This is a genomic window from Rhodovibrio salinarum DSM 9154 (assembly GCF_000515255.1).
Lineage (GTDB): Bacteria > Pseudomonadota > Alphaproteobacteria > Kiloniellales > Rhodovibrionaceae > Rhodovibrio > Rhodovibrio salinarum.
In genome coordinates, this window is sequence record NZ_KI911559.1 from 316,869 (window position 1) to 342,521 (window position 25,653).

Annotated in this window: 21 protein-coding genes; 7 read left to right on the plus strand and 14 right to left on the minus strand. The window is 67.9% G+C overall.

The genetic code is table 11. The features are described from left to right. Nucleotides 1-39: 39 nt before the first annotated feature. Nucleotides 40-228, minus strand: coding sequence for a hypothetical protein (locus tag RHOSA_RS0101455; protein ID WP_027287287.1), 189 nt, complete (start codon nt 226-228; stop codon nt 40-42). A gap of 285 nt (nt 229-513) precedes the next feature. Here RHOSA_RS0101455 and def point away from each other — a divergent pair, with 285 nt between their 5' ends. The 3 genes from def to truA all read left to right on the plus strand — a co-directional run bounded on the left by def (nt 514) and on the right by truA (nt 2,899). Continuing rightward, complete coding sequence (gene def, locus RHOSA_RS0101460; RefSeq protein ID WP_027287288.1) at nt 514-1,053, plus strand: peptide deformylase; 540 nt, start codon at nt 514-516, stop codon at nt 1,051-1,053. A 68-nt stretch (nt 1,054-1,121) separates the two neighbouring features. Continuing rightward, nucleotides 1,122-2,105: a methionyl-tRNA formyltransferase gene (gene fmt, locus RHOSA_RS0101465; protein WP_027287289.1), complete on the plus strand. Its 984-nt coding sequence runs from the start codon at nt 1,122-1,124 to the stop codon at nt 2,103-2,105. Nucleotides 2,106-2,137: 32 nt separating this feature from the next. Continuing rightward, complete coding sequence (gene truA, locus RHOSA_RS0101470; protein WP_027287290.1) at nt 2,138-2,899, plus strand: tRNA pseudouridine(38-40) synthase TruA; 762 nt, start codon at nt 2,138-2,140, stop codon at nt 2,897-2,899. A 27-nt stretch (nt 2,900-2,926) separates the two neighbouring features. Here the strand turns inward: truA and RHOSA_RS0101475 are convergent, their stop codons facing one another. The 3 genes from RHOSA_RS0101475 to RHOSA_RS0101485 all read right to left on the minus strand — a co-directional run bounded on the left by RHOSA_RS0101475 (nt 2,927) and on the right by RHOSA_RS0101485 (nt 8,257). Then, nucleotides 2,927-3,772 carry an ion transporter gene (locus RHOSA_RS0101475; protein WP_051431689.1) on the minus strand — a complete coding sequence of 282 codons (846 nt, stop codon included), beginning with the start codon at nt 3,770-3,772 and terminating at the stop codon, nt 2,927-2,929. Between the two features lie 151 nt (nt 3,773-3,923). Then, complete coding sequence (locus RHOSA_RS0101480; RefSeq protein WP_169816582.1) at nt 3,924-6,443, minus strand: DUF3772 domain-containing protein; 2,520 nt, start codon at nt 6,441-6,443, stop codon at nt 3,924-3,926. 233 nt (nt 6,444-6,676) lie between these two features. Continuing rightward, a complete protein-coding gene (locus RHOSA_RS0101485; RefSeq protein ID WP_437123660.1) occupies nt 6,677-8,257 on the minus strand; it encodes a YifB family Mg chelatase-like AAA ATPase in 1,581 nt (526 codons plus the stop codon). A 225-nt stretch (nt 8,258-8,482) separates the two neighbouring features. On the opposite strand from RHOSA_RS0101485, the gene RHOSA_RS19695 reads away from it, so the two are divergent. After that, nucleotides 8,483-9,202: a LolA family protein gene (locus RHOSA_RS19695; protein WP_051431690.1), complete on the plus strand. Its 720-nt coding sequence runs from the start codon at nt 8,483-8,485 to the stop codon at nt 9,200-9,202. A gap of 51 nt (nt 9,203-9,253) precedes the next feature. Here the strand turns inward: RHOSA_RS19695 and RHOSA_RS0101495 are convergent, their stop codons facing one another. Genes RHOSA_RS0101495 through RHOSA_RS0101540 form a run of 10 tightly spaced genes read right to left on the minus strand, consistent with a single transcriptional unit; the run spans nt 9,254 to nt 21,497 of the window. Continuing rightward, nucleotides 9,254-10,468, minus strand: a complete 1,215-nt coding sequence (locus tag RHOSA_RS0101495) for an ABC transporter permease (RefSeq protein ID WP_051431691.1) — start codon at nt 10,466-10,468, stop codon at nt 9,254-9,256. Beyond that, nucleotides 10,465-11,463, minus strand: coding sequence for an ABC transporter permease (locus RHOSA_RS0101500; protein ID WP_027287295.1), 999 nt, complete (start codon nt 11,461-11,463; stop codon nt 10,465-10,467). Before RHOSA_RS0101500 ends, RHOSA_RS0101495 begins: the two co-directional genes overlap by 4 nt. A gap of 11 nt (nt 11,464-11,474) precedes the next feature. Then, nucleotides 11,475-13,469, minus strand: coding sequence for an ABC transporter substrate-binding protein (locus RHOSA_RS19700; RefSeq protein WP_215904973.1), 1,995 nt, complete (start codon nt 13,467-13,469; stop codon nt 11,475-11,477). Next, on the minus strand, nt 13,466-15,385 hold the full coding sequence (locus RHOSA_RS0101510) for an ABC transporter ATP-binding protein (protein ID WP_027287296.1): 1,920 nt from the start codon (nt 15,383-15,385) through the stop codon (nt 13,466-13,468). Before RHOSA_RS0101510 ends, RHOSA_RS19700 begins: the two co-directional genes overlap by 4 nt. After that, nucleotides 15,382-15,981 carry a hypothetical protein gene (locus RHOSA_RS0101515; RefSeq protein ID WP_027287297.1) on the minus strand — a complete coding sequence of 200 codons (600 nt, stop codon included), beginning with the start codon at nt 15,979-15,981 and terminating at the stop codon, nt 15,382-15,384. The genes RHOSA_RS0101510 and RHOSA_RS0101515 overlap by 4 nt, the downstream gene beginning before the upstream one ends. Further along, the gene (locus RHOSA_RS0101520) at nt 15,978-17,177 is read right to left on the minus strand and encodes a glycosyltransferase family protein (protein ID WP_027287298.1); all 1,200 of its coding nucleotides are present in this window, start codon (nt 17,175-17,177) and stop codon (nt 15,978-15,980) included. Before RHOSA_RS0101520 ends, RHOSA_RS0101515 begins: the two co-directional genes overlap by 4 nt. A 3-nt stretch (nt 17,178-17,180) precedes the next feature. Then, a complete protein-coding gene (locus tag RHOSA_RS0101525; protein ID WP_037255491.1) occupies nt 17,181-17,786 on the minus strand; it encodes a histidine phosphatase family protein in 606 nt (201 codons plus the stop codon). Beyond that, nucleotides 17,783-18,913 (minus strand): glycosyltransferase family 4 protein, encoded by a 1,131-nt coding sequence (locus RHOSA_RS19705; RefSeq protein WP_037256837.1) that lies wholly within the window; start codon nt 18,911-18,913, stop codon nt 17,783-17,785. Before RHOSA_RS19705 ends, RHOSA_RS0101525 begins: the two co-directional genes overlap by 4 nt. Before the next feature lie 16 nt (nt 18,914-18,929). Continuing rightward, entirely contained in the window at nt 18,930-20,207 is a 1,278-nt protein-coding gene (locus RHOSA_RS0101535; RefSeq protein ID WP_037255494.1) for a glycosyltransferase family 4 protein, read from the minus strand. 42 nt (nt 20,208-20,249) lie between these two features. Beyond that, nucleotides 20,250-21,497, minus strand: a complete 1,248-nt coding sequence (locus tag RHOSA_RS0101540) for a glycosyltransferase family protein (RefSeq protein ID WP_027287301.1) — start codon at nt 21,495-21,497, stop codon at nt 20,250-20,252. A 264-nt stretch (nt 21,498-21,761) separates the two neighbouring features. Here RHOSA_RS0101540 and RHOSA_RS0101545 point away from each other — a divergent pair, with 264 nt between their 5' ends. The 3 genes from RHOSA_RS0101545 (at nt 21,762) to RHOSA_RS0101555 (ending at nt 25,581) form a co-directional block, all read left to right on the plus strand. Further along, nucleotides 21,762-24,479, plus strand: coding sequence for an ATP-binding cassette domain-containing protein (locus tag RHOSA_RS0101545; protein WP_027287302.1), 2,718 nt, complete (start codon nt 21,762-21,764; stop codon nt 24,477-24,479). Between the two features lie 119 nt (nt 24,480-24,598). Beyond that, nucleotides 24,599-25,048 (plus strand): cyclic nucleotide-binding domain-containing protein, encoded by a 450-nt coding sequence (locus RHOSA_RS0101550; RefSeq protein WP_027287303.1) that lies wholly within the window; start codon nt 24,599-24,601, stop codon nt 25,046-25,048. 38 nt (nt 25,049-25,086) lie between these two features. Next, the gene (locus RHOSA_RS0101555; protein WP_027287304.1) at nt 25,087-25,581 is read left to right on the plus strand and encodes a class I SAM-dependent methyltransferase; all 495 of its coding nucleotides are present in this window, start codon (nt 25,087-25,089) and stop codon (nt 25,579-25,581) included. The last annotated feature ends 72 nt before the right edge of the window (nt 25,582-25,653 follow it).

Genomic DNA, 25,653 nt, shown 5'->3' on the forward strand with positions numbered 1-25,653 from the left:
CACGTTCCGGTGGCCAGACCCCGGTCGCCGAAGCCTAAGCTAAGCGTGGTCTTCCTCGGCGTCGTCGCCCTGAATACCGAAGCCGGTGCACATCGCAATGATCAGCGGGAACCATAGGATCGCAAGGGCCAGCGCGGCGTAATACAGGATACCGGGCCAAAAGAACGCGATGGCGATCAGCGCCACGATGGCCAGCGCGCCCAGCGCCATGACGATGTTGAAGCCCATGATCCGCTCCGCTTGGTCCGTTTATCCGCCGGTGGTGTGCCGACTATAATTCTAAGCCGCAAGATGCCGCGCGCATCGGTCGCAAGGCAAGGGTCTCTTTATCGCAAGGTGCAAATGGGGGTGCGGATGGTCGCGATCCGTCTGCCTTGACCCCTTGCGCGCTGCCCCATACCTAGACGAGTGTCATCCGATAGGCCGCCCGTCACCGGATATCGCGTGAATCTGCATGCGCGCCCCGGCGGTCATCTACACTCGCAACGCGACTTCGCATCATCTAGAGCAGCCATGGCCGTCCTGCCCATCCTGATCGCGCCGCACCCAACCTTGAAACGGCGCGCCGACCCGGTCCAAGAGGTGGACGACGAGATCCGCCAGCTGACCGAGGACATGCTGGAAACGATGTACGATGCCCCCGGCGTCGGTTTGGCGGCGCCCCAGGTCGACATCTCCAAACGGGTCATCGTGCTTGACTGCGCGAACGAGGGGGAAGCGCCGCAGCCCTACCGGATGATCAACCCGGAACTGCTCTGGACCTCGGAGCAGCCGGACACCCGCGAGGAAGGCTGCCTGTCGCTGCCCGAGATCTACGCCGACGTCACCCGGCCAGCGGCCTGCAAGGTCGCCTACCTGGACGAACAGGGACAGCGCCAGGAACTCGAAGCCGAGGGCCTGCTCGCGGTCTGCATCCAGCATGAGATCGATCATCTCGACGGCGTGCTGTTCGTCGATCATCTAAGCGCGCTCAAGCGCAACATGCTGATGCGCAAGCTCGCCAAGCAGCAAGCCGGCAAAAAGCCGAACAAGAAGGCGTCCGTGAACGCCTAGCCCCCGCCTCCTGTCGAACCCCCGCCCACTGGCCTCGGGCCAGCGGGCCCGACGCACAACCGGATATCATGGCCGACAAACTCCGCCTTGCCTTCATGGGAACGCCGGACTTCGCGTTGCCGACGCTGCGCGCGCTCGTGGACGCCGGCCACGAGGTCGTGTGTGTCTACACCCAACCCCCGGCCCCGGCCGGTCGTGGCCACAAGGTCCAGCCCAGCCCGGTGCAGCAGGAAGCGGAAGCGCGCGGCATCGAGGTGCGCACGCCGGCCTCGCTCAAGGACGCCGACGCCCAGCAGGCGTTCGCGGATCTGAAGCTCGACGCCGCAGTGGTCGTCGCCTACGGCCTGATCCTGCCCCAACCGATCCTGGAAGCGCCGCGCCTGGGCTGCATCAATGTCCACGCCAGCCTGCTGCCGCGCTGGCGCGGCGCGGCCCCGATCCAACGCGCCATCCTGGCCGGCGACAGCGCCAGCGGCATATCGATCATGCAGATGGATAGCGGCCTCGACACCGGCCCGGTGCTGGCCCGCGAGCGCACGGAGATCACCCATGACACCGATGCGGGGCAGCTGCACGACACGCTGGCGGAAATGGGCGCTAAACTGATTGTGCCGACCCTGGAGAAGCTGGCGGCGGGCGAGCTCACACCCGAGCCGCAGCCGGAAAAGGGCGCCACCTACGCGGCGAAGCTGTCGAAGGATGACCGCAAACTGCACTGGCACCGCCCGGCGATCGAGCTGGAGCGGCTTATCCGGGCCTTTGCGCCGATCCCGGGCGCGGTCGCCAAGCTACCGGCGCCCAAGGATGCCGAGCCGAACGCGGAGGGGGGCCAGCCCGACGGCGAGACCCTGAAGGTGCTGCGCGCGCGCATCGCCGGGGCGGCCCCGACCGGCACGCCGCCCGGCACGGTCATGAACGCCCGGGACTTCACCGTGGCGACCGGGCTTGGCTGCCTGAAGCTGGTCCGCGTGCAGCGCGGCGGCAAGAACCCGATGGACGCCGAGGAATTCCTGCGTGGGACGCCGCTGAAGCAGGGCACCGTGCTGCCATGATCCGGCGCTGAGCCCACGACCGACGGCATGCGATGACACCGCAGACGCCAACGCGCTGGAAACTGGTGCTGGAGTACGACGGCGGCGGCTTCGTCGGCTGGCAACGCCAGGATAGCGGGCGCGGCGTGCAGCAGGCGGTCGAGGAGGCGGTGCGCGCCCTAAGCGGCGAAGACACGCAGGTGCAGGCCGCCGGACGCACCGACTCCGGCGTGCATGCGCTGGCGCAGGTGGCGCACGTCGACCTGCTGAAGCCGCTCGACGGCGATACCTTGCGCGACGCGCTGAACCACTTCCTGCGGACCGAGTCCGTCGTGGTCCTTTCCGCCGAAGCGGCGGCCGAGGGCTTTCATGCCCGTTTTTCCGCGAGCGAGCGCGCCTATCTCTACCGCATCCTGAACCGACGGCCGCCACCGACGCTGGAGGCCGGACGCGTCTGGTGGGTGCCCACGCCCCTCGACGCTGCGGCGATGCACGCCGGCGCACAGCGCTTGGTCGGCCACCACGACTTCACCTCCTTCCGGGCGAGCGAATGCCAGGCGGCGTCGCCGGTGAAAACGCTGGACGCCCTCGATGTCATCCGCGATGGCACGGAGATCCGGATCACCGCCCGCGCGCGCTCATTCCTGCACCATCAGATGCGCAACATCGCGGGCACCTTGCGTCTGGTCGGCGAAGGCAAGTGGACGCCGGACGATGTTACGCGCGCGTTGGACGCCCGCTGCCGGAGCGCGGCCGGGCCGACGGCACCGCCCGAAGGTTTGTACCTGACGCACGTACGCTACGACGACGCCTGATACTGGGTGTACGCGTACGCCCGCGCCTCAACGCTCCCCGCGCCGCTCGACGGCCTGACGCAAGGCCTGCAGCTCCTCGCGAAGGCCCCGCATCTCCTCGTCCAAACGCTCGTGACGCTGCTGGCGTACGGCCTCGCGCTGGGCTTCCTCGTCCGCGACCTCGGCGCGATGGTGAGCCTCCATCGCGTTGACGATGATCGCGATGAACAGGTTCAAAACGGCGAAGCTGGTCAGCAGGATGAACGGTACGAAGAACGCCCAGGCCCAGGGGTGGACCTCCATCACCGGGCGGACGATGCCCATCGACCAGCTTTCCAGCGTCATGATCTGGAACAGCGAATACATCGACGCCCCGATCGACCCGAACCACTCCGGGAAGGCGGCACCGAACAGCTTGGTCGCCATCACCCCGCAGACGTAATAGATCAGGCCCAGCAGCAGCACGATCGAGCCCATACCGGGAATCGCCGACAACAGCGCCTGCACCACCCGGCGCATCGACGGCACCACCGACACCAGGCGCAGCACCCTGAGCACCCGCAGCGCCCGCAGCACGGAAAAGCTGTGGGTCGCCGGGATCAGGCCGATGCCGACCACGACGAAGTCGAAGACGTTCCAGGGGTCGCGCGGAAACCGTCGGCCGTAGGCGACGATCTTGGCCCCCACCTCCGCGACGAACACCGAAAGGATCGCGGTATCGATCGCCACCAGCCAACCGCCGGCCACACGTGTCGCATCGTCCCAGGTCTCCAGCCCGAGCGTCACCGCATTCAGGCAGATCAGCGCGGTGATCACCTGGCGCGTACGTGCGTGCTCGACCAACTGCGTCAGGCGCGCCCGCCAGGCGCTTTGGGTCAGGGCGTCAAGGGTCATGGGCGCGTGCGAAGCTCAACTCTTCAGGTGTCAACAACCGCCCTTAGATGCGCCTTCTCATCCACGATATCCAGGGCAGCCCGACGCGAACCGATACGGCATCAACCGCAAGGCCCTCTCTACGCGGGATAGGGCATCTTGCAGCCATGTCCTAGTCCCCATCCGGCCCGCCGCTGGCCGGGGTGGTGCCCTGTTCGGGGATATCGGTTTCCGGCCGGTCGATCCGGGCACGGCCGCGGTCCATCGTGCCGGTGCGGATATGCAGGTCGCGCTGCGGGTAGGGAATGACGATATTGCTCTCGCGGAACTTCTGGTCGATCGCAAAGCGCAGTTCGCTGGCCAGCGACAGGAAATAGTCGGTGTCCCGCGCGAACACGCGCAACTCGAAGTGCAGCGCGCTTTCGCCGAAGTCCATGAACAAGACGTGCGCCTCGGGCATGCGCAGCACATGCGGATGCTCGCGCGCCACCTGCAGCAGCAGGTCGTGGACCTCCTGTGTATCGGTGCCGTGGGCCACGCGCACCGGCACGATCACGCGGCAGACCCGGTTGGTATGGGTCCAGTTGATGATCGACTGGCTGATGAAATCGCTGTTCGGCACGATCACGGACGACTGGTCGAACGTCTCGATCTCGGTCGAGCGCACGCGAATCCGCTTGATATAGCCCTGGTGCTGGCCGATCACGACCCAGTCGCCCACCTTGATCGGCCGCTCGAACAGCAGGATCAGACCGGAGACGAAGTTGTTGACGATCGCCTGCAGCCCAAAACCGATACCCACCGACAGCGCACCGGCAACGATCGCCAGGTTGGAGAGATTGAGCCCCGCGGTCGACAGCGCGATCAGCCCGGCCACGATCAGGCCGAGGTAGCCGGTGAAGGTGCGCAAGCTCTCGCGCACCCCGATGTCGAGCCGGGTCTGCGGCAGCACACGGGTATCGAGCGTGCGCTGAATCACCCGGGTGATCGACAACACCACCACGAACAGCGCGATCGCAAGCGCCAGGTCGAACGGCGAAATCGTCACTCCGCCGAGCGTGAAGCCCATCAGCGCGTCCCGCAGCCAGGCCCAGAGGTCGTTCCACTCGACCCCCCAAAGCGGCAAGGCCAGCAGCACACCCAGGGCCAGCACCAGCACATCGACACCGGCACCGATCCAGAACTGCAGGATCGGCGTGGTGCTGTCCTCCTGCCGTCGACCCGTCGTGCGCAGCCGGGTCATCTGGAAGATCGTGGTGATGCCCTCGCGCGCGACCGCGTGCAGCAACAGCAGCAGACCGATCAGCACCCCGGTCAGGATGGTGCGCGTAATGATGTAGCGGGACAGCTCGTAGTAGCCGAACACGATCGAGCCGAGCACACTGAGGGCGAGCGCCAGCACCCCGATTGCCGCCCAGGTGCGGGCTTTGCGGCGGGCGGCCTTGAGCGCCTCGTCCGTACTCTCGTCCAGTTCCGGGGGCTGCCAGATGTCGCGCCGGGTGAGCGCCAGCAGCAGCGCCGAGACGATCAGGCCGAACAGCAGATGATGGACGACCGCGATCGCCTCGCCCGCCTGCAATACCCGCCCCATGCGCACGATCAGGATGTCGGCGCCGAACACGATCGCGCCGACCCGCGCGATCCAGCCCACCCGAACCGCGCAGGGATCGGATACCGGCAGGATGCGCCAGGCGCTTGCCTCCGGCGCGGTGACGGCCCGCGCCAGGCCATCGATCAGGAAGGCGAAAGCCACCGCCAGGGCCGCATTCAGCGCTAACTGGTCGAGCAGCCCCTGCATCAGCCCGACTGCCTCAAGATAGGCGTACAGGGCCGACATCGCGAGCCCGGGGACCAGCAGGTAAAACAGCGTGTGCAGCAACGCGCCGGTGAGGCGTACCAGGGTGGGCGGCGGCTCGGCCTGCGGCGTTCTGCCGAAGCGCTGCAACAGAATCCGGCGCAGCAGCCACGCGATCACCAGGCTGACCAGGACGATCGCCAGCGCGCCACCAGCGATATTCAGCCAGTCGTCATGCGTGCGCTTCAAATGGTCGGCGCTCGCGATCACGGTGACCAGCTGGGACAACGAGCTGGTCAACTGCTCGCCGGCAAACACCCAGGTCTGCGGCGTCAACGGCGAGGGCCCCCGCACCAGCAGACGGCTGGTGAAGCGCTCCCGGCTGGCGCTCTGCACCTGGCCCAGCAGTTCGTCGGCGCGCGCGATCGCCAGCTGCGCCTGCTTGAGGCGCGCCCGCTCGTTGTTCAGCTGCTGCTGCAGGCGGTCACGCTCCGTTGCCACCGGGCGCGGTTCGTGCCCGTCCTCCGGCGGCGGTCCCAGGGCGTCCAGCAAACGCTGGGTCGAATCGACCTGTCCACGGGCCTCGGCCTCGATCGCCGCGGCTCGCTGGCGCAGTTGGGGGAGACGTTGACGCCAGTAGGTCAGGCGACTGTCGGACAGCAGCAGACCGCTGCCAAGCTCATCCGACGCCTGCTGGGTCTGCTGCAGAACCTCCGACAGCTCAAGCGGCTCGGACTGGGCCTGTTCCGTACTCTCGGCCTGCTCGCCACTGCCGCCGCTCTGCGCCACGACCGGGGCCGGTCCCAGAACGAGCAGCGCCAGCAGGCATGCCAACACCAGCCCACCCCAGCGGACGCGGGGGAAGCAGAAGGGGAAAACGCGGCGCAAAGGAGTCACGGAAACGCGCACCGTCAATGAAGCTGGACATCTCCGCCTCGAACGCCTGACCGCGACCGAGACGACAGCCGCCAAGGTAACGGCCAACGCGCCCATGTCACGCCCTGGATGGGCATAGGTGCGATGTCAACGCGCGGACACGTCTCGAACAGGACTCCAGGCGCCCGGTCGTCACGGGGCCGATCAGGGAGACGATGACCTCAAGTACGCTGTAGAATTGCGGGGAGAACTGATTATCGTCTCCCCGGCGCCGCGCGGCGGTAGGAGAGCGCCTCGGCGACGTGGATGCGGCGTACTTGCGCGTGCCCCTCGAGGTCGGCCAGCGTGCGGGCGACGCGCAGCACGCGGTGGTAGCCCCGCGCGGTCAGGCGGATGCGCTCGACCGCCTGGCCCAGCAGGGTGCGGCCGGCCTCGTCCGGCGCGGCGACCCGTTCCAAGAGGGTGCCGTCGGCCTCCGCGTTCGAGCGGATCTTCTGAGCGCCTGTTTCACTTGCGTAACGACTGACCTGCACGGCGCGGGCGGCCGCCACGCGGGCGGCGACCTCCACACTGCCCTCGGCGGGCGGTGGCAGGGTCAGGTCGCCCGCGCTCACCGACGGCACCTCGACGTGCAGGTCGATCCGGTCGAACAGCGGACCGGAAATGCGGGCCTGGTAATCGACCGCGCACTTCGGCGCCCGCGCGCAGGCCAAGCCGGCATCGTCCAGGTAGCCGCAGCGGCACGGGTTCATCGCCGCCACCAGCTGCACGCGGGCCGGGTAGGTAACGTGCGCGTTGGCCCGAGCGATCGACACCCGACCGGTCTCCAGCGGCTGCCGTAGCGCTTCCAGCGTCTGCCGGCTGAACTCCGGCAGCTCGTCCAGGAACAGCACACCGAGGTGGGCGAGCGACACCTCCCCTGGGCGGGCACGCAGGCCGCCACCGGTCAGCGCGGGCAGCGAGGCCGAATGGTGCGGGTCGCGGTAGGGCCGCCGGCGCAGCAGCTTGCCCTCGTCGAGCGCGCCCGCGACCGAGTGGATCATCGACACCTCCAGCGCCTCGGAAGCGTCGAGCGGCGGCAACAGGCCCGGCAGGCGGGCGGCCAGCATCGACTTTCCGGCCCCCGGCGGCCCGACCATCAGCAGATTGTGCCCGCCAGCCGCCGCGACCTCGAGCGCGCGCTTGGCGCTCTCCTGCCCCTTGATGTCGCGCAGGTCGGGCGCGGCGGCATCCGCCTCCGCGATCCGCGGCACGGGCGCCGGCAGCAGCTGGCTGCCCTTGAAGTGGTTGATCAGCGCAAGCAGGGAATCCGGCGCCAACACCTCCAGCCCATCCGCCCACGCGGCCTCCCCACCCTGCGCGGCCGGGCAGATCAGCCCGCGGTCGCGGGCGAGGGCGTGGATCGCCGCCGGCAGCACCCCCGCCACCGGCGCCAGCCGGCCGTCCAGGCTGAGCTCGCCCAGCGCGGCGTAGCCGGCCAATTCCTCCCCCGGCAGCACGCCGAGCGCGATCAGCAGCGCCAGCGCGATCGGCAGGTCGAAATGGCTGCCTTCCTTCTGCAGGTCGGCCGGGGCGAGATTGACCGTGATCCGCTTGGGCGGAAGCGCGAGACCGAGTGCGCCGAGCGCCGAACGCACCCGCTCCCGGCTTTCCGCTACCGCCTTGTCGGCCAAGCCGACGACCTGGAAGCTGGGCAAGCCGCCGCCGGTGGTCACCTGGACGTCGACGTCGACCACCTCGATGCCCTGGAACGCGACCGTGCCCACCCGCGCGACCTGCCCGCGCGCGGTGCCGATCCCCGGCCCGCCGGCTGCTTCCTGCCCCGTCTGCGTCACTGTCGTCTCACCCCCGCGCGACGACGATACTATGCGTTCTTACACCGATTACGCGATTCCCCTGATGGGGTCACGCGTTTTCGTGCGCAAAGGATCGCCGCGGTCCGCCGGTGGTCCGCCGGCTGTCACGCAATGGCCGCACGCCGGCCCTCTTGTCGCCGGGTGCAGGGCATCCCGATATGGGGATGAGCCGAGATGCCGTGCCCTGCCGACGAAAGGTTCGCCATGCGCCGCAGCCCCACCGCCCTGACCGCCGTCTTCCTGGCCGCCACCCTCGCGACGACCGTGGGCCTGAGCGCGCCCGCCGCGATGGCTAACAACCCCGACGCCCCGGATAGAACGCAGCAGGCGGCCGCGACCAGCGGACTGCAGGGGGAAGATCAGCAGACGATCGACCGGATCGAGGCCTATCTGACCGGGATCGAAACGCTGCACGGCCGGTTCGTCCAGGCCGCCTCCAGCGGCGGGCAGGCAACCGGGGAGGTCTGGCTGAAGCGCCCCGGCAAGCTGCGCTTCGAATACGACGCGCCGGCCAATATTCTGATCGTGTCCAACGGCAACATGCTGCTCTACTTCGACCGCGAGCTGGAGCAGACCAGCTACGTCCCGCTGTCAGAAACGCCGCTCGCCTTCCTGGTCAAGGACGAGGTCGACCTGCAGAACAGCGAGGATTACCACGTTGCCGGCCTGGAACGCGGCGAGGACGAGATCGCCGTCTGGGTCGCGCAGGAAGGCGTCGAGGCCGGCCAGCCGGGCTCCCTGCGCCTGGTGCTGGACGCCGATCCGCTCGCGCTCAAACGCTGGCGGGTGGTGGATCAGCAGGGCACGGTCACCCGCGTCTCGCTGAACGATGTGCGCACCGACATCGCGCTCGACGACGACCTGTTCGACTTCGGCGAGATCGAGGGCCGGCCGGTCTTTAACAACGACCGTCGAGGCCGGTAGCGACCCGACAGGCCTGTCGGAAGATGTCCCACGGATGTGTGCGCCGCGTCCCTACCCGTACGGATCGGCGGCATCGCGCAGGCCATCGCCCAGGAAATTGAACGCCAGCACCACCACGATCACCGGCACCACCGGCAGCATCAGCCAGGGATAGAGCGCCACCACGTTGATGTTCTGCGCCTCGCTCAGCAGGACCCCCCAACTGGTGATCGGCGGGCGCAGGCCGAGGCCGAGGAACGACAGCGCCGTTTCGCCCAGGATCATGGTCGGGATCGACAGGGTGGCGGACGCAATCAGGTGGCTGGCGAAGCTGGGCAGCAGGTGGCGGAAGATGATCCGGGGCGGGCGCGCGCCCATCAGCTGGGCGGCGGTGGCGAAGTCCTCCTCGCGCAGGCTGAGCAGCTTGGCGCGCACCGCGCGCGCTAGACCGGGCCAGTCCAGCAGGCCCAGAATCACCGTGATCCCGAAGTAAACCCAGAGCGGACTCCAGGTTACCGGCAGGGCCGCCGAAAGGGCGAGCCACAACGGGATTTCCGGGAACGCGCGGATAATCTCGATCCCACGCTGTGCGCCGACGTCGACCCAGCCGCCGTAGTAGCCGGCTGCCCCACCGATCCCGATCCCCAGCAGGAAGGAGATCGCGATCCCGACCAGGCCGATCGTGAGCGAGATCCGTGCGCCATAGATGATGCGCGAGAACATGTCCCGGCCCAGCCGGTCGGTGCCGAGCAGAAACAGCGTCCCGCCCTTGGCCGGACAGACCAGGTGGACGTCGGTCTCGACCAATCCCCAGAAGCGGTAGGAATCGCCGGAGCAGAAGAAGCGCAGCGGCTGCACGTCGCTGGTGTCGGGCGTGTAGACCCGCTGCAGGTTCTCCATGTTCAGCTTGTAGTCGTAGCCGTAGACGAACGGCCCGACGAACGCGCCCTCGTGGAACAGATGGACGCTCTGCGGCGGGGCATAGATGTGGTCGGTAAAGCGGCTGTGCAGGTCGTAGGGGGCAATGACTTCCGAGATCAGGGTGGAGGCATAGAGCAGCAGCAGCAGGATGCCGGAGGCGACCGCCAGCTTGTGACGCTTCAGCTTCCACCACATCATCCGCCATTGCGAGGCGCGGTAGAGCCGCTCCTGCGCCGGCGTCATCGGCGTTTCCTCGGCCGGCTGGAAGGGCGCGTCGTCGACCTGGTGCGGGATCTCTCCACGCGCCGCGCCACCCAGGCGCTGACCCGGCCGGCCGCCGTTACCGTTGCCGGTCGTGCGGCTCATCGCGCGGCCTTCCCTTCCAGCCGGATCCGCGGGTCGAGCGCGGCCAGCGCCAGATCGCTCAGCAACATCCCGATCACCGTCAGGAACGCCAGGAACATCAGGAACGAGCCGGCCAGGTACATATCCTGACTCTTCAGGGCGCCGATCAGCATCTGCCCGGTGGTCGGCAGGTCGAGCACGACAGAGACGATCGCCGCGCCCGAGACGACCTGCGGCAGCAGGTTGCCGATGTCCGCGATGAACGGGTTGATCGCCAGCCGCAGCGGATATTTCAGCAACAGCTTGCCCGGCGACAGGCCCTTGGCCCGGCCGGTCACGACGTACTGCTTCTGCAACTCATCCAGCAGGTTGGCGCGCAGCCGGCGGATCATCGCGGCAGTGCCGCTGGTGCCGATCACCACCACCGGCACCCAGAGGTGTGCCAGCACCGAGCCGACCTTGGCCCAGGACCAGGGTTGGCCGATGTATTGCGGGTCCATCAGCCCGCCGATCGAGGTGCCGAACCAGATGTTGGCGGCGTAGAGCAGCAGCAGTGCCAGCAGGAAGTTCGGTGTCGCCAGGCCCAGGAATCCGATGAAGCTCAGCGTGTAGTCGCCGATCGAGTACTGCCGCACGGCGGTGTAGATGCCGATCGGGAAAGCGACCGCGTAGGTGAACAGGATCGTCACCACCGAGATCACGAAAGTCAGCAGCAGCCGGTCGCCAATCAGTTGCGAGACCGGCAGCTGGTACTCGAAGCTGTAGCCGAGGTCGCCCTGCAGCAGCCCCCCGGCCCACATCAGGTACTGCTGCCACAAGGGCTCGTCCAAACCGTACTTCTCGCGCAGGAAGGCGATCCGCGCGTCGTTCACGCCCTCGCCTTGGGCAGCCAGCTCGGCGACGTAGGTCGTCAGGTAGTCGCCCGGCGGCAGCTGGATGATGACGAAGATGATCACGCTGATCGCGATCAGCGTGGGCACCATGGTGATCAGGCGGCGGACGGTATAGGCGAACATACGGCTAAACGTTACCCCGGTTGCGTACGCGTACGGGCGTACGCGTTCTCGTCCCCGGCGTCAGCCGCCGCGTGATCTTCGGCCCACCAAAAGGTGTCCGGGCGATAGATGCCGAAAAAGGAACCAGGATCCCAGTTGTACAGCCCCTCCTGCGGAACGCCGCGCAAGCGGGTGTGCACCACGACCGGCTGCGGCACGTCGGCAACCAAGCCGAGGGTGTACTGCTGCTCGGCGTTGATCCGCAGCATCTCGTGCCAGATCGCCCGGCGACGGTCGGACTCGCGGGTGACGTACCACTCTTCGTAAAGCTCCAGCAGGCGCTTGGGTGCCGCCATGTCGACCGGTTCGCCGGAACGCCCCCCGGTCTGGTAATACTGCCCCCACTTCGACCACTGGTAGCTGTACTGATCGACCGGCGCGAGTTCGCTCGGGCTCATATCCGCCGTCGGGACGCCGTTCTCTAGCCCCTTCCAAATACCCATCACACTGGAGCCGGCGAAGGTCCGCCGGCGAAAGACGGATCGCTGCGTCGCATTGGTGTGCAGGCCGATTCCCACCTTCTTCCAGCTGTCCGTGATCAGCTGCAGCAGGTCGCTTTCTTCGGTGCTGTCGCCGGCGCTTTCGATCACGATCTCGCAGCGCCGTCCATCGGGCAGCAGCCGATAGCCACGGTCGTCGCGGTCGGTCAGCCCGATCGCGTCCAGCAGCCGGTTGGCGCGCGCGATCGAAAAATCCGCCCAGACATCCCGGTAGTATGCCTTGTAGAGCGGGCTGCGCGGCAGGATCGTGTTGTTCCCCTCCAGCGCCAGGCCGTAATAGATCACCTGGTTCAGTTCATGGCGATGGATCGCCAGCGAGAGCGCCCGACGAAACCGCACGTCGCGAATCAACGCCCGCCAGACGTCGTCGTTCGCGTTCAGGTTGGGGTAGAGCGCGTGCTTGGAGCCGTAGGCCGGCTTCCACAAGCGTACCTCCAGCGGGAAGCGATCCTCGGCCGCCTGCAGGAAGGTGTAGTTGTCGAAGCGCAGGTAGCGCGCCTGCAGATCGCTCTCCCCCGCCCCGGTCTTGGCGGGGATGATCCCGGGCGCGGCGATCTTGACCACCAGCCGGTCGATGTAGGGCAGCTGCCGGCCCTGCGGGTCGACACGGTGGTAGAAGGGATTGCGCGTAAAGATGAAGCGCTGGGACGGCGGCCGGGTGGTGTTCACCCACGGCTGCAGGGTGGGCAGGTCCGGGTTGTCGTGGTCGTACAGGTTGTCCAGATGGGTGTGCAGATCTCCCCAGTCGCGCTGATTGTACTTGGCGACCCGCGCCTGGAGCTTGTGCTTGGGCGCGTAGTCGGCGTGGAACTGCTTCATGTAATGGCTGGGACGATACAGATAGAGCGGCAGCGCGCCCGCCAGGTCGTGCAGGAAGGTCGGGTTCGGCTTCGACCAGGCGTAGACGACCGTGCGGTCGTCAGGAAAACTGACCTGCGGCAGTTCGCCGTCGACCCGCAGCTTCTGCGGCGGCCCGGCGGGGAACAGTTCCGGGTGGTTGGCCACGTCTTCCCACCAATAGCGGAAATCCTCGCTGGTGAAGGGGTGGCCATCCGACCAGCGATGCCCCCGGCGCAGGCGGATGGTGAAGATCCGCTCCGCTTCGACCTCGACCGCCTGGGCGATGTCGGGCTGCAGCTCCAGGTCGGGGCTGTAGCCGACCAGCCGGCCATAGCCGTAAACCGTAATCTGGCTGAGGTCGCCCTGCTTGCCCATCAACAGCCGCAGGTCGCCGCCGTACCGGCCGGGCGATTGCCAGGGCAACGCCAGCGTCTCCACCTTGGGCGTTGCGGGCACGCGCGCAGCCATCGCAGGCAGCTCCCCGGCGGCGACGCGCTGGCGCAGGATCGGCGGCTCCTCGCCATTGGCTCCCGCACGCACCGGCAGGCCGGGCATCAGCCGCAACGCCGCCAGCGCCGCCGCGCCGCCGAGCAACAACTGCCGTCGGGAGAAGCGCGGCGAGGTCACGGCGTGGCCTCCACCGGCTGCGGCACGTGGGTGGCGCGGACGAAGTGCCCCCGGCCCAGATCGATCAGCTGCGGCGGCGTCTTGCCGCGACCGTCATGACCGAACGGCGCGGGCCAGTGCGCCGGATCGGACACCCGTTCGCTGAGCAGCGCGCCCAGGTCGAGCCGGCGGTTGGGGTCGGGAGCCGGCACCGCCTGCAGCAGCGCGCGGGTATAGGGGTGGCGCGGATCGCGGAAGAGCATTTCGCGCGGGGCCAACTCAACCAGCTCACCCTTGCACATCACCGCGATCCGGTCGGCCAGATAGTCCACGACCGCCAGGTTATGGCTGATGAACAGATAGGTCAGGCCCAGCTCCTGCTGCAGATCGCGCAACAGGTTCAGGATCTGGGCCTGGATCGACACGTCGAGCGCGCTAACCGGCTCGTCGCAGATCAGCAGGTCCGGCTTGAGCGCGAGCGCGCGGGCGATGCCGATGCGCTGGCGTTGCCCGCCCGAGAAGGAATGCGGGTAGCGTTGCAGGTGTTTGGGCTCCAGGCCGACCACCTGCATCAGCTCCGCGATCATCTCCCGCCGCCAGGCCTTGTCGCCGATACCGTGAATGGCGAACGGCTCGCCCAGGATATCGGCGACCGTCATACGCGGATTGAGCGCCGAGAAAGGGTCCTGGAAGATGTACTGCACCTTGCGCCGGTAGGCGTCGAGCTGCGCGCCCTCAAGCGCCAGTACGTCGCGCTCTTCCCCCCGGTCGTTGAACACGATGCGCCCCGAATCCGGCGTGATCGCGCGCATGATCGCCTTGGACACGGTCGACTTGCCACAGCCGCTTTCCCCGACCAGACCCAGGCATTCCCCCCGTCGGATCGTGAAGCTGACATCGTCAACCGCGGTGATCCGCTGCTCGGACTGAGCGAACCAGCCACTCTTGCGCAGGCCGAAGGTCTTGGTCAGCCCCGCGACCGTCAGCAGCGGCCGGCGACCATCGACCGGCTGGCCGTCCCGCTCGGTCGCGTCGCGGGCCCACAGCCGGCTGCTCGACCGGTGCGGAACCTCGCGCAACGGCCGCAGCCGCTCACCGGGGCCCATGTCGAAACGTGGAACCGCCCCCATCAGCGCCTTCAGGTAAGGGTGACGCGGGGCGTCGAAGATCGCCCCGCGCGGACCGCTTTCCACCACCCGGCCGCGGTACATCACCACCACCTCCTCGGCGACATTGGCGACCACACCCAGATCGTGGGTGATCATCAGCACCGCCATGCCGAGTTCGCTCTGCAAATCGCGGATCAGCTTGAGGATCTGCGCCTGGATGGTGACGTCGAGCGCCGTGGTCGGCTCGTCCGCGACCAGCAGCGACGGCCGGCAGATCAGCGCCATCGCGATCATCGCGCGCTGGCGCAGGCCGCCCGACAATTCGAAGGGATAGGTCGTGAGCGCGCGCTGCGGGTCGGGGAAGCCGACCAGGCGCAGCATGTCGCGGGTGATCTCGGTCGCTTCCGTCCGGGTCACGTCGCGGTGCAAACGCAGCGCTTCGCCCACCTGGTCACCCACCGTGTGCACGGGGGAGAGCGAGGTCATCGGCTCCTGGAAGATGATCGAGATGCGGTCGCCGCGCAGCGCCCGCATCTCCGGCGACCGCGGCGACAGGGCCGCGATATCGACCGGCGCGCTCCCGTCACTGCCGGGCGCGGAAACCTTCGGATCGTCGAACAGGATCTTGCCGCCGTCGATCCGGGCGGCGCGCGGCAGGATGCCCATGATCGCCTGCCCGGTCACCGACTTGCCGGAGCCGGATTCGCCGACCAGCGCCACTGTGCCGCCGACTGGCACACGGAAGGAGACGCCGCGCACCGCGTCGATCCGGCCGGCCATCAGACCGAAGGAGACGTGCAGACCCTCCACGCGCAGCAGATCGCTCATCCCCGCTCCCCCGAACAGGCGTTTGCGTCGTGCGCAGGGGCGGACGTCCGCGCGATCTCGCGCGCGCGGGCCGCGATGGCGGGCGGCGGCGCAAGCGTCCCATCGGGGTCAATGCCGAAGGCCTGCATGTTGTGCACCGTCGACGTATCGAGCGGCCGACCGTTGGCCCGCGCGGCCTCCCCAGCGCGCCAGACCAGGTAGTCGAAGCCGGTCAGGCCACTCTCGAAGCTAAAGCGTGCGCCAGGGGCCTGCAGCTTCAACTGGTAGAAGCCGCCTTCTGCCTTACGCTCGCGCTTGCTGCCGTAATAGCGCAGCCGGACGGCCGTAACCGCCTGCCAAGTGAGTGGGCGAGCAGTCAGCGTATGGACTATCAGCCCATCCGCCTGCACCTCAACGCGGGTCATCTGTCTCATGGCCGTGCGGACGCCAAACCCGGCGAACAACAACATCAGTCCGCCAACCGGCACGCCCAGGCCCCAGCCGATCGGGTTGAGCGCAAGGACGCAGGCCCCGACCGCGACGCCAAAGGCAGCCCGCAAGTAATCGCCGATCAACGTGCCCGGGGGATAGCGCAGCGTCCGTGTCGTCTCGCTCACCACGCCTCCGTTGGCCCCGTCGCAGTCCTTCCAGTCCCCCCGGTCGGCACCATAGCAACCAATTCACGCAGAATCTGCGATGAGTTTCGAATGCCGGCGAGGTCGACGGTAGCCTCGTCGATTTGGCGTACCGGCGGCCCGGCGAGTGCGCGATCAATGGCCTGTGCCAGGCGTTGGGGCGTCAGCCCGACTTCGCGGACGCTGACAAGGCGGCCGCGCGCAGCCAGCCGCTCGGCCCGCAAGGCCTGCTCGCGCTCGCCACCATCGCCTTCGAACGGGACGACCACACTCGCCACCCCGGCGGCCAGCACCTCGGTCACCGTGTTGTAGCCGGCCTGACTGACCGACAGACGGCACCCAGCGAGCAGAAGCGGGAAATCGGCCCGGTTGCGCTCGACCACCGTATTGGGATCAGCTGCCGCCTGGATCGCATCGAACATGCTTTGGGGCAGGTTACCGCCGAGCAGCACCCGCCAGGGTGCCGTACCGGCCTGGTGGCTCAGCGCCCGTGCGCGGACCGCGGCGTGGCCAAGCGCGCCGCCCACGGCCCCGCCGCCGGTCGAGACCAGTACCTCCCCGCTCGACGGCACATCCCGCGGCATCTCCGGGACGACATAGCCGGTGTAGACGAGCTTGTCGGCTATTCGTTGCGCTTCCGGAATAGTTTCTTCCAGCCGTGCCACCTGCGGATCGCCGTGGACCAGCACCCGGTCGACATACCGGTCCACGATATCAATCGCCCAGTCGGCCTTCTCGGGGCCCGGCGGATTGAGCAGGTCGCGCAGCGAGACCACGACCCAGGGACGCGGCCGGCGCGCATGCGCGGCTTCCAGCAGCGGCAGCAACTCGAAGCGCAGGCTACGCCGGCCGAACGGGAACAGTTCGAGCAGCAGCACGCGCGGCCATTCACGTTCGAACAGCGCCAGCGTCGCATCCCGACGCGCCGTCTTCCAGGCGTCGTCGACCGACCGGCCGTCGGCATCCGCCAAGTGGGAAAAGCTGGCGTCGCCGGCGCGCGCGGCCGGCAATTGTTCGAGCCGTGCGGCCCCGGGTTGGAGATCCGGCACCGGCAGCCCGCCGCTCGCCAGCACGGTCTCCAAGCCGGCCGCCGCGCAGCCGGCGGCGATTCGGCTGGCGCGCTGCAAATGCCCGATGCCGAGCAGATGCTGCACGTGAATCAGCACGTCGGCCGCCACTACCTAGCTTCCTTCTGCGCGCGCGCCGTCGCCCAGCGGACGGTTAAGCGCGGACACCACCGGCAGGCCATCGCCCGTCAGCTCGAATAGCTGCAAACAGCCGTCGTGCAACGCCTCCGGCGGCTTGTCGCGCATGTCCCAGCCAGTCGCCAGCGCGTAGATCGCCCGGATGACACCACGATGGGTCACCGCCAGCGTGTCCGTCGCGTCAGCTGCCAAACGAACCAGCAGCGGCATCAAGCGCGCCTGCAGATCGCGCGAACTTTCCCCTTGGGGGGCCCGGAAGTCGAGACCACGCGCCTCCCAGTTTTTCATATCGCTTCCGTAACGACTTCGCAGCTCAGGCAACCGCTCGCCCTCCCAGCTGCCCCAGGAACGCTCCGCCAGCGCCGGTTCGATCCGCGTCCCCCTCAAACCGAGCAGTTCCGCGGTTTCCCGCGCCCGGGTCAGGGGGCTCACAAGTACTTGATATGCCTTAACATCTATTGGCACCCGCCATTGCGCGACCGTCGCGCGGCCAGCCTGCGACAGCGGCACATCAGTGCGGCCCTGAATGCGCTTCTCGGCGTTCCAGGCGGTGGGGCCGTGGCGAATCAGGGCCAGTTTCATGCCGATCTCCCTGCAACCTCATCCAGCAGCGCCCCTATTCGTTGCGATACCGTATTGATTGAATGCTGCCGGGCGATCTTCCGCCGCGCCGCCGCCCCCATACGCGCCCGGGTGTCTGGATCATCGAGCAGGTCAGCAACGGCCCAGGCGAACGCATCCGGGTCATGCGGCGGGACCAAGCGGCCGGTCTCGCGATCGGCCAGGATCGCGGAAACCCCGCCAAAATCGCCGCAAACGGCGGGACATCCGACGGCCTGCGCCTCCAGCAGGGCCATGCCATAGGCCTCGTTCACCGCCGGCCAGACGAACAGATCGGCGCTTGCCAAAGCGCACAGAGTCTCACCCGAATTTGTTACGCTTGCGTACCGAATATGCTCGGCGACCGGGACGAAAGCCGCTTCCACCTCCGCCCGCACCGGCCCATCGCCCAACACCAACATCTGCCAGCGTCGGTCGCCCAGGCGGCCCAGCGCGTCCGCCAGTTCGCGGTAGGAGGCCAGCTTGTCCCCAGCGCGCATCATCGCCACCGCGATTATCCAGGGCACCTCCGGGTTCAGACCATAGACCGCGGCCAGCGTGGTGCGGTCGGGGCGCGCCGCATCGATCTCGGTCGTGTCCAGGAAAGGCGGCAACGCCACCTGCCGCACGCTGGCCGGCAAGCAGTCCGCATCAACCGGATTTATCGTCAGCACCGCCGCCGCTTGGCGCAGTGCGGCCGCGACCTGCCGGTGCCCGGCGTCCCAAGGGCCGCCAGCGCGCTTGGGGGCGTGGGAGGCCTCCACCACCAAGTAGGGAATCCCCAGCATTTCCGCAGCCGTGGGGCCGATCCAGTCAGGCGCCTTGTAGTATAGATGATAGGTCAGCCAGACCTGCGGCCGTTGCGCCGGCGGCCGGGTCCGAACGCGGCGCACATACCGCGCCGCCAGCCGTCGGCCGAGGGCGGCGAGCCGTGCCTGACGCGCGGGATCGCCCTTGGGATCGCGGCTGCGCAGCCGGCTGGCGAGCTCAACTGAACAGCCCGCCCGCTCCAACGCCTGCCACAGCAACTGCGCCATTCGCCGGTCGCCGGACGGAACCGGATGGTCCGGCGGCTTCAGCGGGGCATAGAAGGCGACCTGCGTCATCATTTTGTATGCGTAACGATCATTCAGCTGCCCGTCGCGGAACATCCGCAACGTCGCCGCGCAGCAGGTTGGCCAGCGCGTCGATCTGACCTTCGGCGTCGAACGCCGCGCGGACCCTTGCCGCGCCCGCCTGCCCCAGCGCCTGCCGGGTCGCGGCATCGCGAATCAACGACGCGAGCGCCGCCGCCAATGCGTCCGCGTCGCCCGGCGGCACCAGCCGACCGGTCTCCCCCTCGCGGATCAGCTCGGGAATCGCGGAGACGTCGGTGGCGAGACACGCCAGCCCCTGGCTCTGCGCTTCCATCAGCACGTTGGGCAGACCATCGCGATCGCCATCGGGCGCGATCCGGCTGGCCAGCACGAACAGGTCGCTGTCCCGGTAGGCGGACAGCACGTCCGCCTGCGCCTGCGCGCCGCGCCAGTCGATCCGCTCCGCCAGGCCCAGCCGGCCGGCCTGCGCACGCAGTTCCTCGCGCAGCTCCCCACCGCCGATATGGGTCAGGCGCCAGTGCAGCTCCGCCGGCAATCGAGCCAACGCCTCTAGCAGCACGTCGTAGCCCTTCTTGCGCACCGCCCGGCCGACGCTGATCAGCCGCACCGGGTTTTCGGGATCGCGACCATCGCGCGCGCCGGCAGGCGCCGGCGTCGCCGGAAAGCGGTCGAGGTCGAGGCCGTGATAGACCAGCCGTACCTTGGCCGGCTCGTCGGCCAAGCTCGCCAGATGATCCCGACCGACGGCGGTGCAGGTCGTGAGCCAGTCCATCTCCTTGAGCTTCTCGCGGATATCCCAGTCGGGCGTGGTCCAGATATCCTTGGCGTGGGCTGAACAGCACCAGGGCAGCCCGCGCATCAAGGCGGCATAGCGTGCGACCGACGCCGGCGTGTGCAGGAAATGGACATACAGCCGGTCAACGTCGGCCGGCAGCTCTGCGGCCAAGACGCAGGCCTGGCCGAAGCGGCGTACGCGATTGCGCGTGGGATCGCGCCGCAGGTCTGCCAGGAACGCCCGGCGGGCGCGGCCGTAGCCCGGCAATCGACGTGCCGTCCGCCAGCCGCGCAGCACGCGGCCCGGGGCCTTGTGGAGGTATTCCGGTAGATAGCTGACCGGCGCCTGGATCTCGTCGTGGATTGGGTGTGTCTTGGCATCGTACGGCCGGCGCAACGAAACCAGCCGCAGGTCGAAACCTCGCTGCTCCAGGGCATGCAGTTCCTGGGCGATGAAGGTCTCGGACAGGCGTGGGTAGCCCTTGAGCACCACCGCAAGGCGCGGCGGGTTGGTCGGCGCGTGGGTCGGCATGACGGACGACAGCTCGGATCAGGGGATGGGGTAGGAACCGGCTTAGCGCCCGGCGCGCCAGGCTTCCGGCACGGCATCGTCCGCGCTGGCGGCGAGGTCGAGGCCAGTGGTCGGCGCATCGAGCCATTGGCGCACCAACTTGGCGACGTTGCGCCGGCCTTCCAGCAGACCGGGGATCACGCCGCTGGAGGGCAGCGGCTGCTGCGGCAGGCCGCGCAGCGCGGTGGCCATCTTGCGCGCCGGGCGCACGGCATCGTCTTCCAGCATGCGCACAAGCCCGAGCTGCGCAGCGTGACTGGCCCGGATATACTGCTCCCGCCGCGGGACGGTGCGCGGCACGATCAAGGCGCGCTTGTCGAACGACAGGATCTCGCAGAAGGTGTTGTAGCCACCCATACCGACGACCCCGACCGCCTGGGCCAGCAACCCTTCGATATGCGCATCGAAGGTGATCGCCTCCACCTTGTCGAGCTTTTGCGCGCGGTCGAGAAAGTCGTTCTGGTGCTCGCTGCCCATGAACGGGCCAAGCACCAACAGCACGGGATACGGCAAGTCCGGTTCGGCCTCGTAGGCGCGCAGGACCCAGTCGATGATCGCCTCACCGTCGCCACCGCCGCCCACGGTGACCAGGATGTAGGGCGCCCGGATCTTCTCCAGCCGGACCTTGGGCGCGTTTGCCGCGCCCTCGCGTGGCAGATAGCCGGTGTAGACCATCCGCCGCATGAGCGAAGCCGGGAGATCAAGCCCGTCGAGCGGCCGGCAGATCTGCGGCAGGCCGTAAACCCAGATGGCGTCGTAATGGTCGACCAGCGCGGGCACCGCCTGCTTGCGCCGCCACTCCTCCGTCAGCGCGTCGGGATCGTCCATGACGTCGCGCAGGCCCAGAACGCACGGCACGCCGCGCGCGTTCAGGTAGGCCAGCGTCTCGCGCACCTCGCCGCGCAGGCCAAGCGGCTCCTTGTCGACCAGGAACAGATCAGGCTGGAAGGCTTCGGCGGTATGGCGGATGATCGCCGCGCGCATCGCCATCGTCTGCTCGATCGCCAGCGGCAGCTTGAGCGAGGTGTACTCGCCGTTGCGCAGCTTGATCACGCCCGGGATGCGCACGAAATCGACCCGGCTGCGGAAGTCGAAATTGCCGATGATCGGCGAGCCGGAGAGGATCAGCACCGAAGCATTCGGATTGTCGTCGACGATCGCATGCGCGATCTCACGGCATCGCCGCAGATGACCGAGCCCGAAGCTATCGTGGCTATAGATCAGAATTCGGGCCGGTTTATCGTTGGCCATGGGTGCCCCCTCGTCACGAAGCTGCCGCCAGCGTTCACCGCACGGTTCTGGCAGCAATTCCCCCAGCCGGAAAGTGACCGCGGTCACTTTTGCACACCTGCGCTGATGCGAAAACTCACAATACAGGGACCACCGTTCAGGTGCGCCCGGCTTGCACGGCCGCCCAGTGCATGCGAGACGACACAGTTGGATAGATAACAGAGGATCCAGCCCCAACGGCCACGCCGCAACGCCGCTGGACTCCCGGCCTGGGCTCAAGTGGGCATGGAAAGCAACCTTTTCCGGTACATCTGGCGGCACAGCCGGCGCGAGCAGTTGGGTATCCTGTTCCTGGTCGCGCTGTCCCTGCCGTTCTATTTCCTGTCCCTCAACCTGCCCAAGGACATCGTCAACCGGGGCATCCAGGGCCAGGGGTTCGCCGGGCCCACGGACACGCAGACCTTCCTGCGCACACCGGTGCCGCTGTCCGAAACGCTGAGCGGCGAGCAGCTATATTTCTACGACGGCATGCAGCTCGACCAGACCTCGCTGCTGCTGTCGCTCAGCTTCGTGTTCCTGGGCCTGGTGATCGCCAACGGCCTGTTCAAATTCGTCATCAACACCTCCAAGGGGCGGATGGGCGAACGGGTGCTGCGCCGGCTGCGCTATCAGCTGGTCGACCGCATCCTGCGATTCCCGCTGCCGCATCTGCGCCGGGTCAAGCAGGCCGAGGCGGCCACCATGGTGAAGGACGAGGTGGAACCGCTCGGCGGCTTTATCGGCGACGCCTTCATCTCACCCGCTTTCCTGGGCGGCCAAGCGTTGACCGCCATGGTGTTCATCATGGCGCAAAGCTTCTGGCTGGGCGGGATCGCGCTGGTGATCGTGCTGGTCCAGGCCGGCCTGATCCCCAAGCTGCGCATTCCAATTCTGCGGCTTGGCAAGCGTCGCCAGCTGACCGCACGTGAGCTTGCCGGTCGGGTCGGCGAGCTGGTCGACGGGGGGCTGGAAATCCACGCCCACGATACTTCCAATCTGGAACGGGCGGACATTTCCGACCGGCTGGGGAAGATCTTCGAGATCCGTTACGAGATCTTCCGGCGTAAATTCTTCGTGAAGTTCCTGAACAACTTCCTGAGCCAGTTGACGCCGTTCATCTTCTACGCGGTGGGCGGCGTGCTGGCGATCCAGGGTCAGCTGGACATCGGCGCACTGGTCGCGGTGATCGCGGCCTATAAGGATCTGCCCGGACCGGTGAAGGAATTGATCGACTGGGAGCAGCGCCGGCAGGACGTGCAGATCAAGTACGACACCGTGATCGAGCAGTTCCAGCCACCGGTGATCCTGGAGTCCGAGCGCCAGAACCCGGACGCCGATCCCGGCCCGCCGCTCCGCCAGTCGGTCGATCTGCGCAACGTCACGGTGAACGACGACGGCGACACGCCGATCCTGAAGAACGTCGACCTGTCCCTCCCGATCCCGGCGCGCACGGCCATTGTCGGCGCCGGCGCCAGCGGCAAGAGCCAATTGGCCCAAGTGGCCACCGGCCTGTTCCTGCCGGCGGGTGGGACGGTGCTGCTGGACGGGCGCGACACCACGAATTTGCCAGAAGCGGTAACCGGCCGGCGCACCGCCTACGTCGGGCCGGAGTCCTACCTGTTTCCGGGCAGCGTGGGCGACACACTGCTCTACGCCCTGAAGCACCGCCCGATCCGCGCGGCCGAGCGCGCGGCCGCGGACGACCAGGCCAAGGACGCCGCCGACCGGGAAACGGCAGCCGCCGGCAACACCCTGCTGGACCCCGAAGCGGACTGGATCGACTACGATGCCGCCGGGGTGGACGGGGCGGCGGCGATCCGCCAACGCATGGTCGCGGTACTGGAGACGGTGGACATGGGAACCGACGTGTACCGCTTCGGCCTGTCCGGCACGATCGATCCGAACCTGCGCCCGCAGACGGCCCAGGCGCTGCTCGAAGCGCGGAACGCCCTGGCGGTGCGCCTGCAAGCACAAGACCTGCAAGGCCTGGTCGAGCCGTTCGATACCGACCGTTACAACAGCAACGCCACACTCGGCGAGAATCTGCTGTTCGGCACGCCGATCGATCCGGCGTTCGCCCCGGACCAGCTGGCCGACAACCGGATCGCGCGGGAAGCCATGCAGACGACCGGCCTGGAAGCGTCGCTGGTCGCCATGGGCCTGCAAATCGCGCGCACAATGGTCGAGATTTTCGCCGACCTGGAACCGGGCCACCCCTTCTTCGAGCAGTTCTCCTTCATCGATGCCGAGGAGCTGCCACGTTACAAGAGCCTGGTGGCACAGGCCGACAAGGTCGGCCTCGACGCGCTTCCGGACGGCCAGCGCCGACAGTTGAAGCGCCTGCCGCTCGACTATGTCGAAGCCCGCCATCGCCTGGAGCTGGTGGGCCCCGAGATCGAACGGCTGGTGGTGGCCACCCGGCACGAGCTGGACCGGCGGATCGTCCGGGAGCGCCCGGAAGCCGTCGAGGTCTTCGACCCCGAGCGCTACAACGCCGCCGCGTCCTTGCAGGACAACATCCTGTTCGGCCGCATCGCCCATGGCCGGGCGAACGCCGTGACCCGGATCGCGGCTGCGATCGCCGAGGTGCTCGACCGTCTGGACCTGCGGGCCAGCGTGATCGACGTTGGGCTGGAGTATCAGGTCGGCGTGGCTGGTAAGCGCCTATCGGCGGTCCAACGGCAGAAGCTGGCGCTCGGCCGGGCGCTGATGAAGCGCCCGGACCTGTTGGTGATCGACCAGGCGACCGCGATCATGGACGGCCAGACCGAAATGCGAATCATGGACAACGTGCTGCGAGAACGCGCCGAAGGCGGCGTGATCTGGGTGCTACACCGCGCCCAACAGGCCAGTCGGTTCGATCGGGTGGTCGCGGTCGAGGCGGGCCAGATCGCCGAACACGGCCGCTATGACGAGTTGGCCGGCGCAAACGGTGCGCTCGACCGGCTGATTGCCGATGACTAGCCGCTTGACCAAGCTGCCAGAATCGAAGCTGTCATCAAGCGGCAACGAACTGCGTGCGAAACGCGGGTGTGACAAACTGGTCGGGACGTGCCTGGCGGGCGCGCGCAAAGGAGGCGGCGATGGGTCTTGAACAAGAGGTCGATATCCTGCGGCGGATTCCGCTGTTCCAGAACATCGAGCCCTCCAAGCTCAAACTGATGGCGTTCGCGAGCGAACGCGTGACCTTCGCCGACGGCGCCGCCCTATTCGAACAGGGCGAGGAGGGGGATGCCGCCTACATCGTGCTCGACGGCACGGCGGACGTGCAGGTGACCGCCGACGGGGGATCGGCGATCACGATCGCCCAGGTCGCCAGTAACGACATCGTGGGCGAGATCGCCATTCTGTGCGACGTTCCCCGCACCGCCAGCGTGGTGGCGACCAGCGAGCTGACCACGCTGAAGATCACCAAGGAATTGTTCTTTCGTCTGGTGCACGACTTCCCCCAGATCGGCGTGGAGGTGATGCGCGTGCTCGCCCACCGCCTGGAAACCACCACCCGCCAACTCCGCGAGGCGCGCGGCGGCTGAGGCCGCGCTGCGCACGCCATTTGCCAAAGAAGGAACCGATGAGCCGTCTCGACAGCGCGATCCGACGCCTGCAGGCCCAGCGCGCCTGCCTGAACGCCGCCGCCGAGGCGGTCGCCGACCGGCCCGGCGTGGTATTCGAGCTGGGCTTGGGCAACGGGCGCACCTACGACCACCTGCGCGAGAGCTGCGCCGGACGCGAGATCTTCGTGTTCGAGCGCCAGGTCGCCGCCCACCCCGATTGCGTGCCCGACGACGCCCACCTCTATCTGGGCGACGTGCTGGAGACGCTGCCGCAGGCGGCTGAGCGCTTCGCGGGGCAGGTCGCGCTGCTGCACGCCGACATCGGCACCGGCGACGCGGCGCGCAACGCTCGTCTGGCCGGGGCCATCCAACCGTTCCTGCCCCATCTGCTTGTCCCCGGCGGGATCGCCGTGACCGACCAGGAGATGCCCTGGCCCGACGCCGAGCAGGTCGCCTTGCCCGACGGCGTGGCGCCAGGGCGGTATTTCCTGTACCGGCGGGTTAGCGATTAGGCAGTCCGGGCGGTCTCAGGGTCACTTCCAGCAAGGCATTACTGGACGTGTAGTGAATTCCCGGATGCCCGC

What these genes read in the sequence shown, in the direction of transcription:
- RHOSA_RS0101475 (WP_051431689.1), bottom strand. Translation starts at nt 3,772, where the DNA reads ATGACCCTTGACGCCCTGACCCAAAGCGCCTGGCGGGCGCGCCTGACG.
- RHOSA_RS0101500 (WP_027287295.1), bottom strand. Translation starts at nt 11,463, where the DNA reads ATGTTCGCCTATACCGTCCGCCGCCTGATCACCATGGTGCCCACGCTG.
- RHOSA_RS0101535 (WP_037255494.1), bottom strand. Translation starts at nt 20,207, where the DNA reads ATGCCGACCCACGCGCCGACCAACCCGCCGCGCCTTGCGGTGGTGCTC.
- def (WP_027287288.1), top strand. Translation starts at nt 514, where the DNA reads ATGGCCGTCCTGCCCATCCTGATCGCGCCGCACCCAACCTTGAAACGG.
- RHOSA_RS0101555 (WP_027287304.1), top strand. Translation starts at nt 25,087, where the DNA reads ATGAGCCGTCTCGACAGCGCGATCCGACGCCTGCAGGCCCAGCGCGCC.
- RHOSA_RS0101525 (WP_037255491.1), bottom strand. Translation starts at nt 17,786, where the DNA reads ATGAAACTGGCCCTGATTCGCCACGGCCCCACCGCCTGGAACGCCGAG.
- truA (WP_027287290.1), top strand. Translation starts at nt 2,138, where the DNA reads ATGACACCGCAGACGCCAACGCGCTGGAAACTGGTGCTGGAGTACGAC.
- RHOSA_RS0101510 (WP_027287296.1), bottom strand. Translation starts at nt 15,385, where the DNA reads ATGAGCGATCTGCTGCGCGTGGAGGGTCTGCACGTCTCCTTCGGTCTG.
- RHOSA_RS0101495 (WP_051431691.1), bottom strand. Translation starts at nt 10,468, where the DNA reads ATGAGCCGCACGACCGGCAACGGTAACGGCGGCCGGCCGGGTCAGCGC.
- RHOSA_RS0101540 (WP_027287301.1), bottom strand. Translation starts at nt 21,497, where the DNA reads ATGGCCAACGATAAACCGGCCCGAATTCTGATCTATAGCCACGATAGC.
- RHOSA_RS0101545 (WP_027287302.1), top strand. Translation starts at nt 21,762, where the DNA reads ATGGAAAGCAACCTTTTCCGGTACATCTGGCGGCACAGCCGGCGCGAG.
- fmt (WP_027287289.1), top strand. Translation starts at nt 1,122, where the DNA reads ATGGCCGACAAACTCCGCCTTGCCTTCATGGGAACGCCGGACTTCGCG.
- RHOSA_RS19705 (WP_037256837.1), bottom strand. Translation starts at nt 18,913, where the DNA reads ATGATGACGCAGGTCGCCTTCTATGCCCCGCTGAAGCCGCCGGACCAT.
- RHOSA_RS0101455 (WP_027287287.1), bottom strand. Translation starts at nt 228, where the DNA reads ATGGGCTTCAACATCGTCATGGCGCTGGGCGCGCTGGCCATCGTGGCG.
- RHOSA_RS19695 (WP_051431690.1), top strand. Translation starts at nt 8,483, where the DNA reads ATGCGCCGCAGCCCCACCGCCCTGACCGCCGTCTTCCTGGCCGCCACC.
- RHOSA_RS0101550 (WP_027287303.1), top strand. Translation starts at nt 24,599, where the DNA reads ATGGGTCTTGAACAAGAGGTCGATATCCTGCGGCGGATTCCGCTGTTC.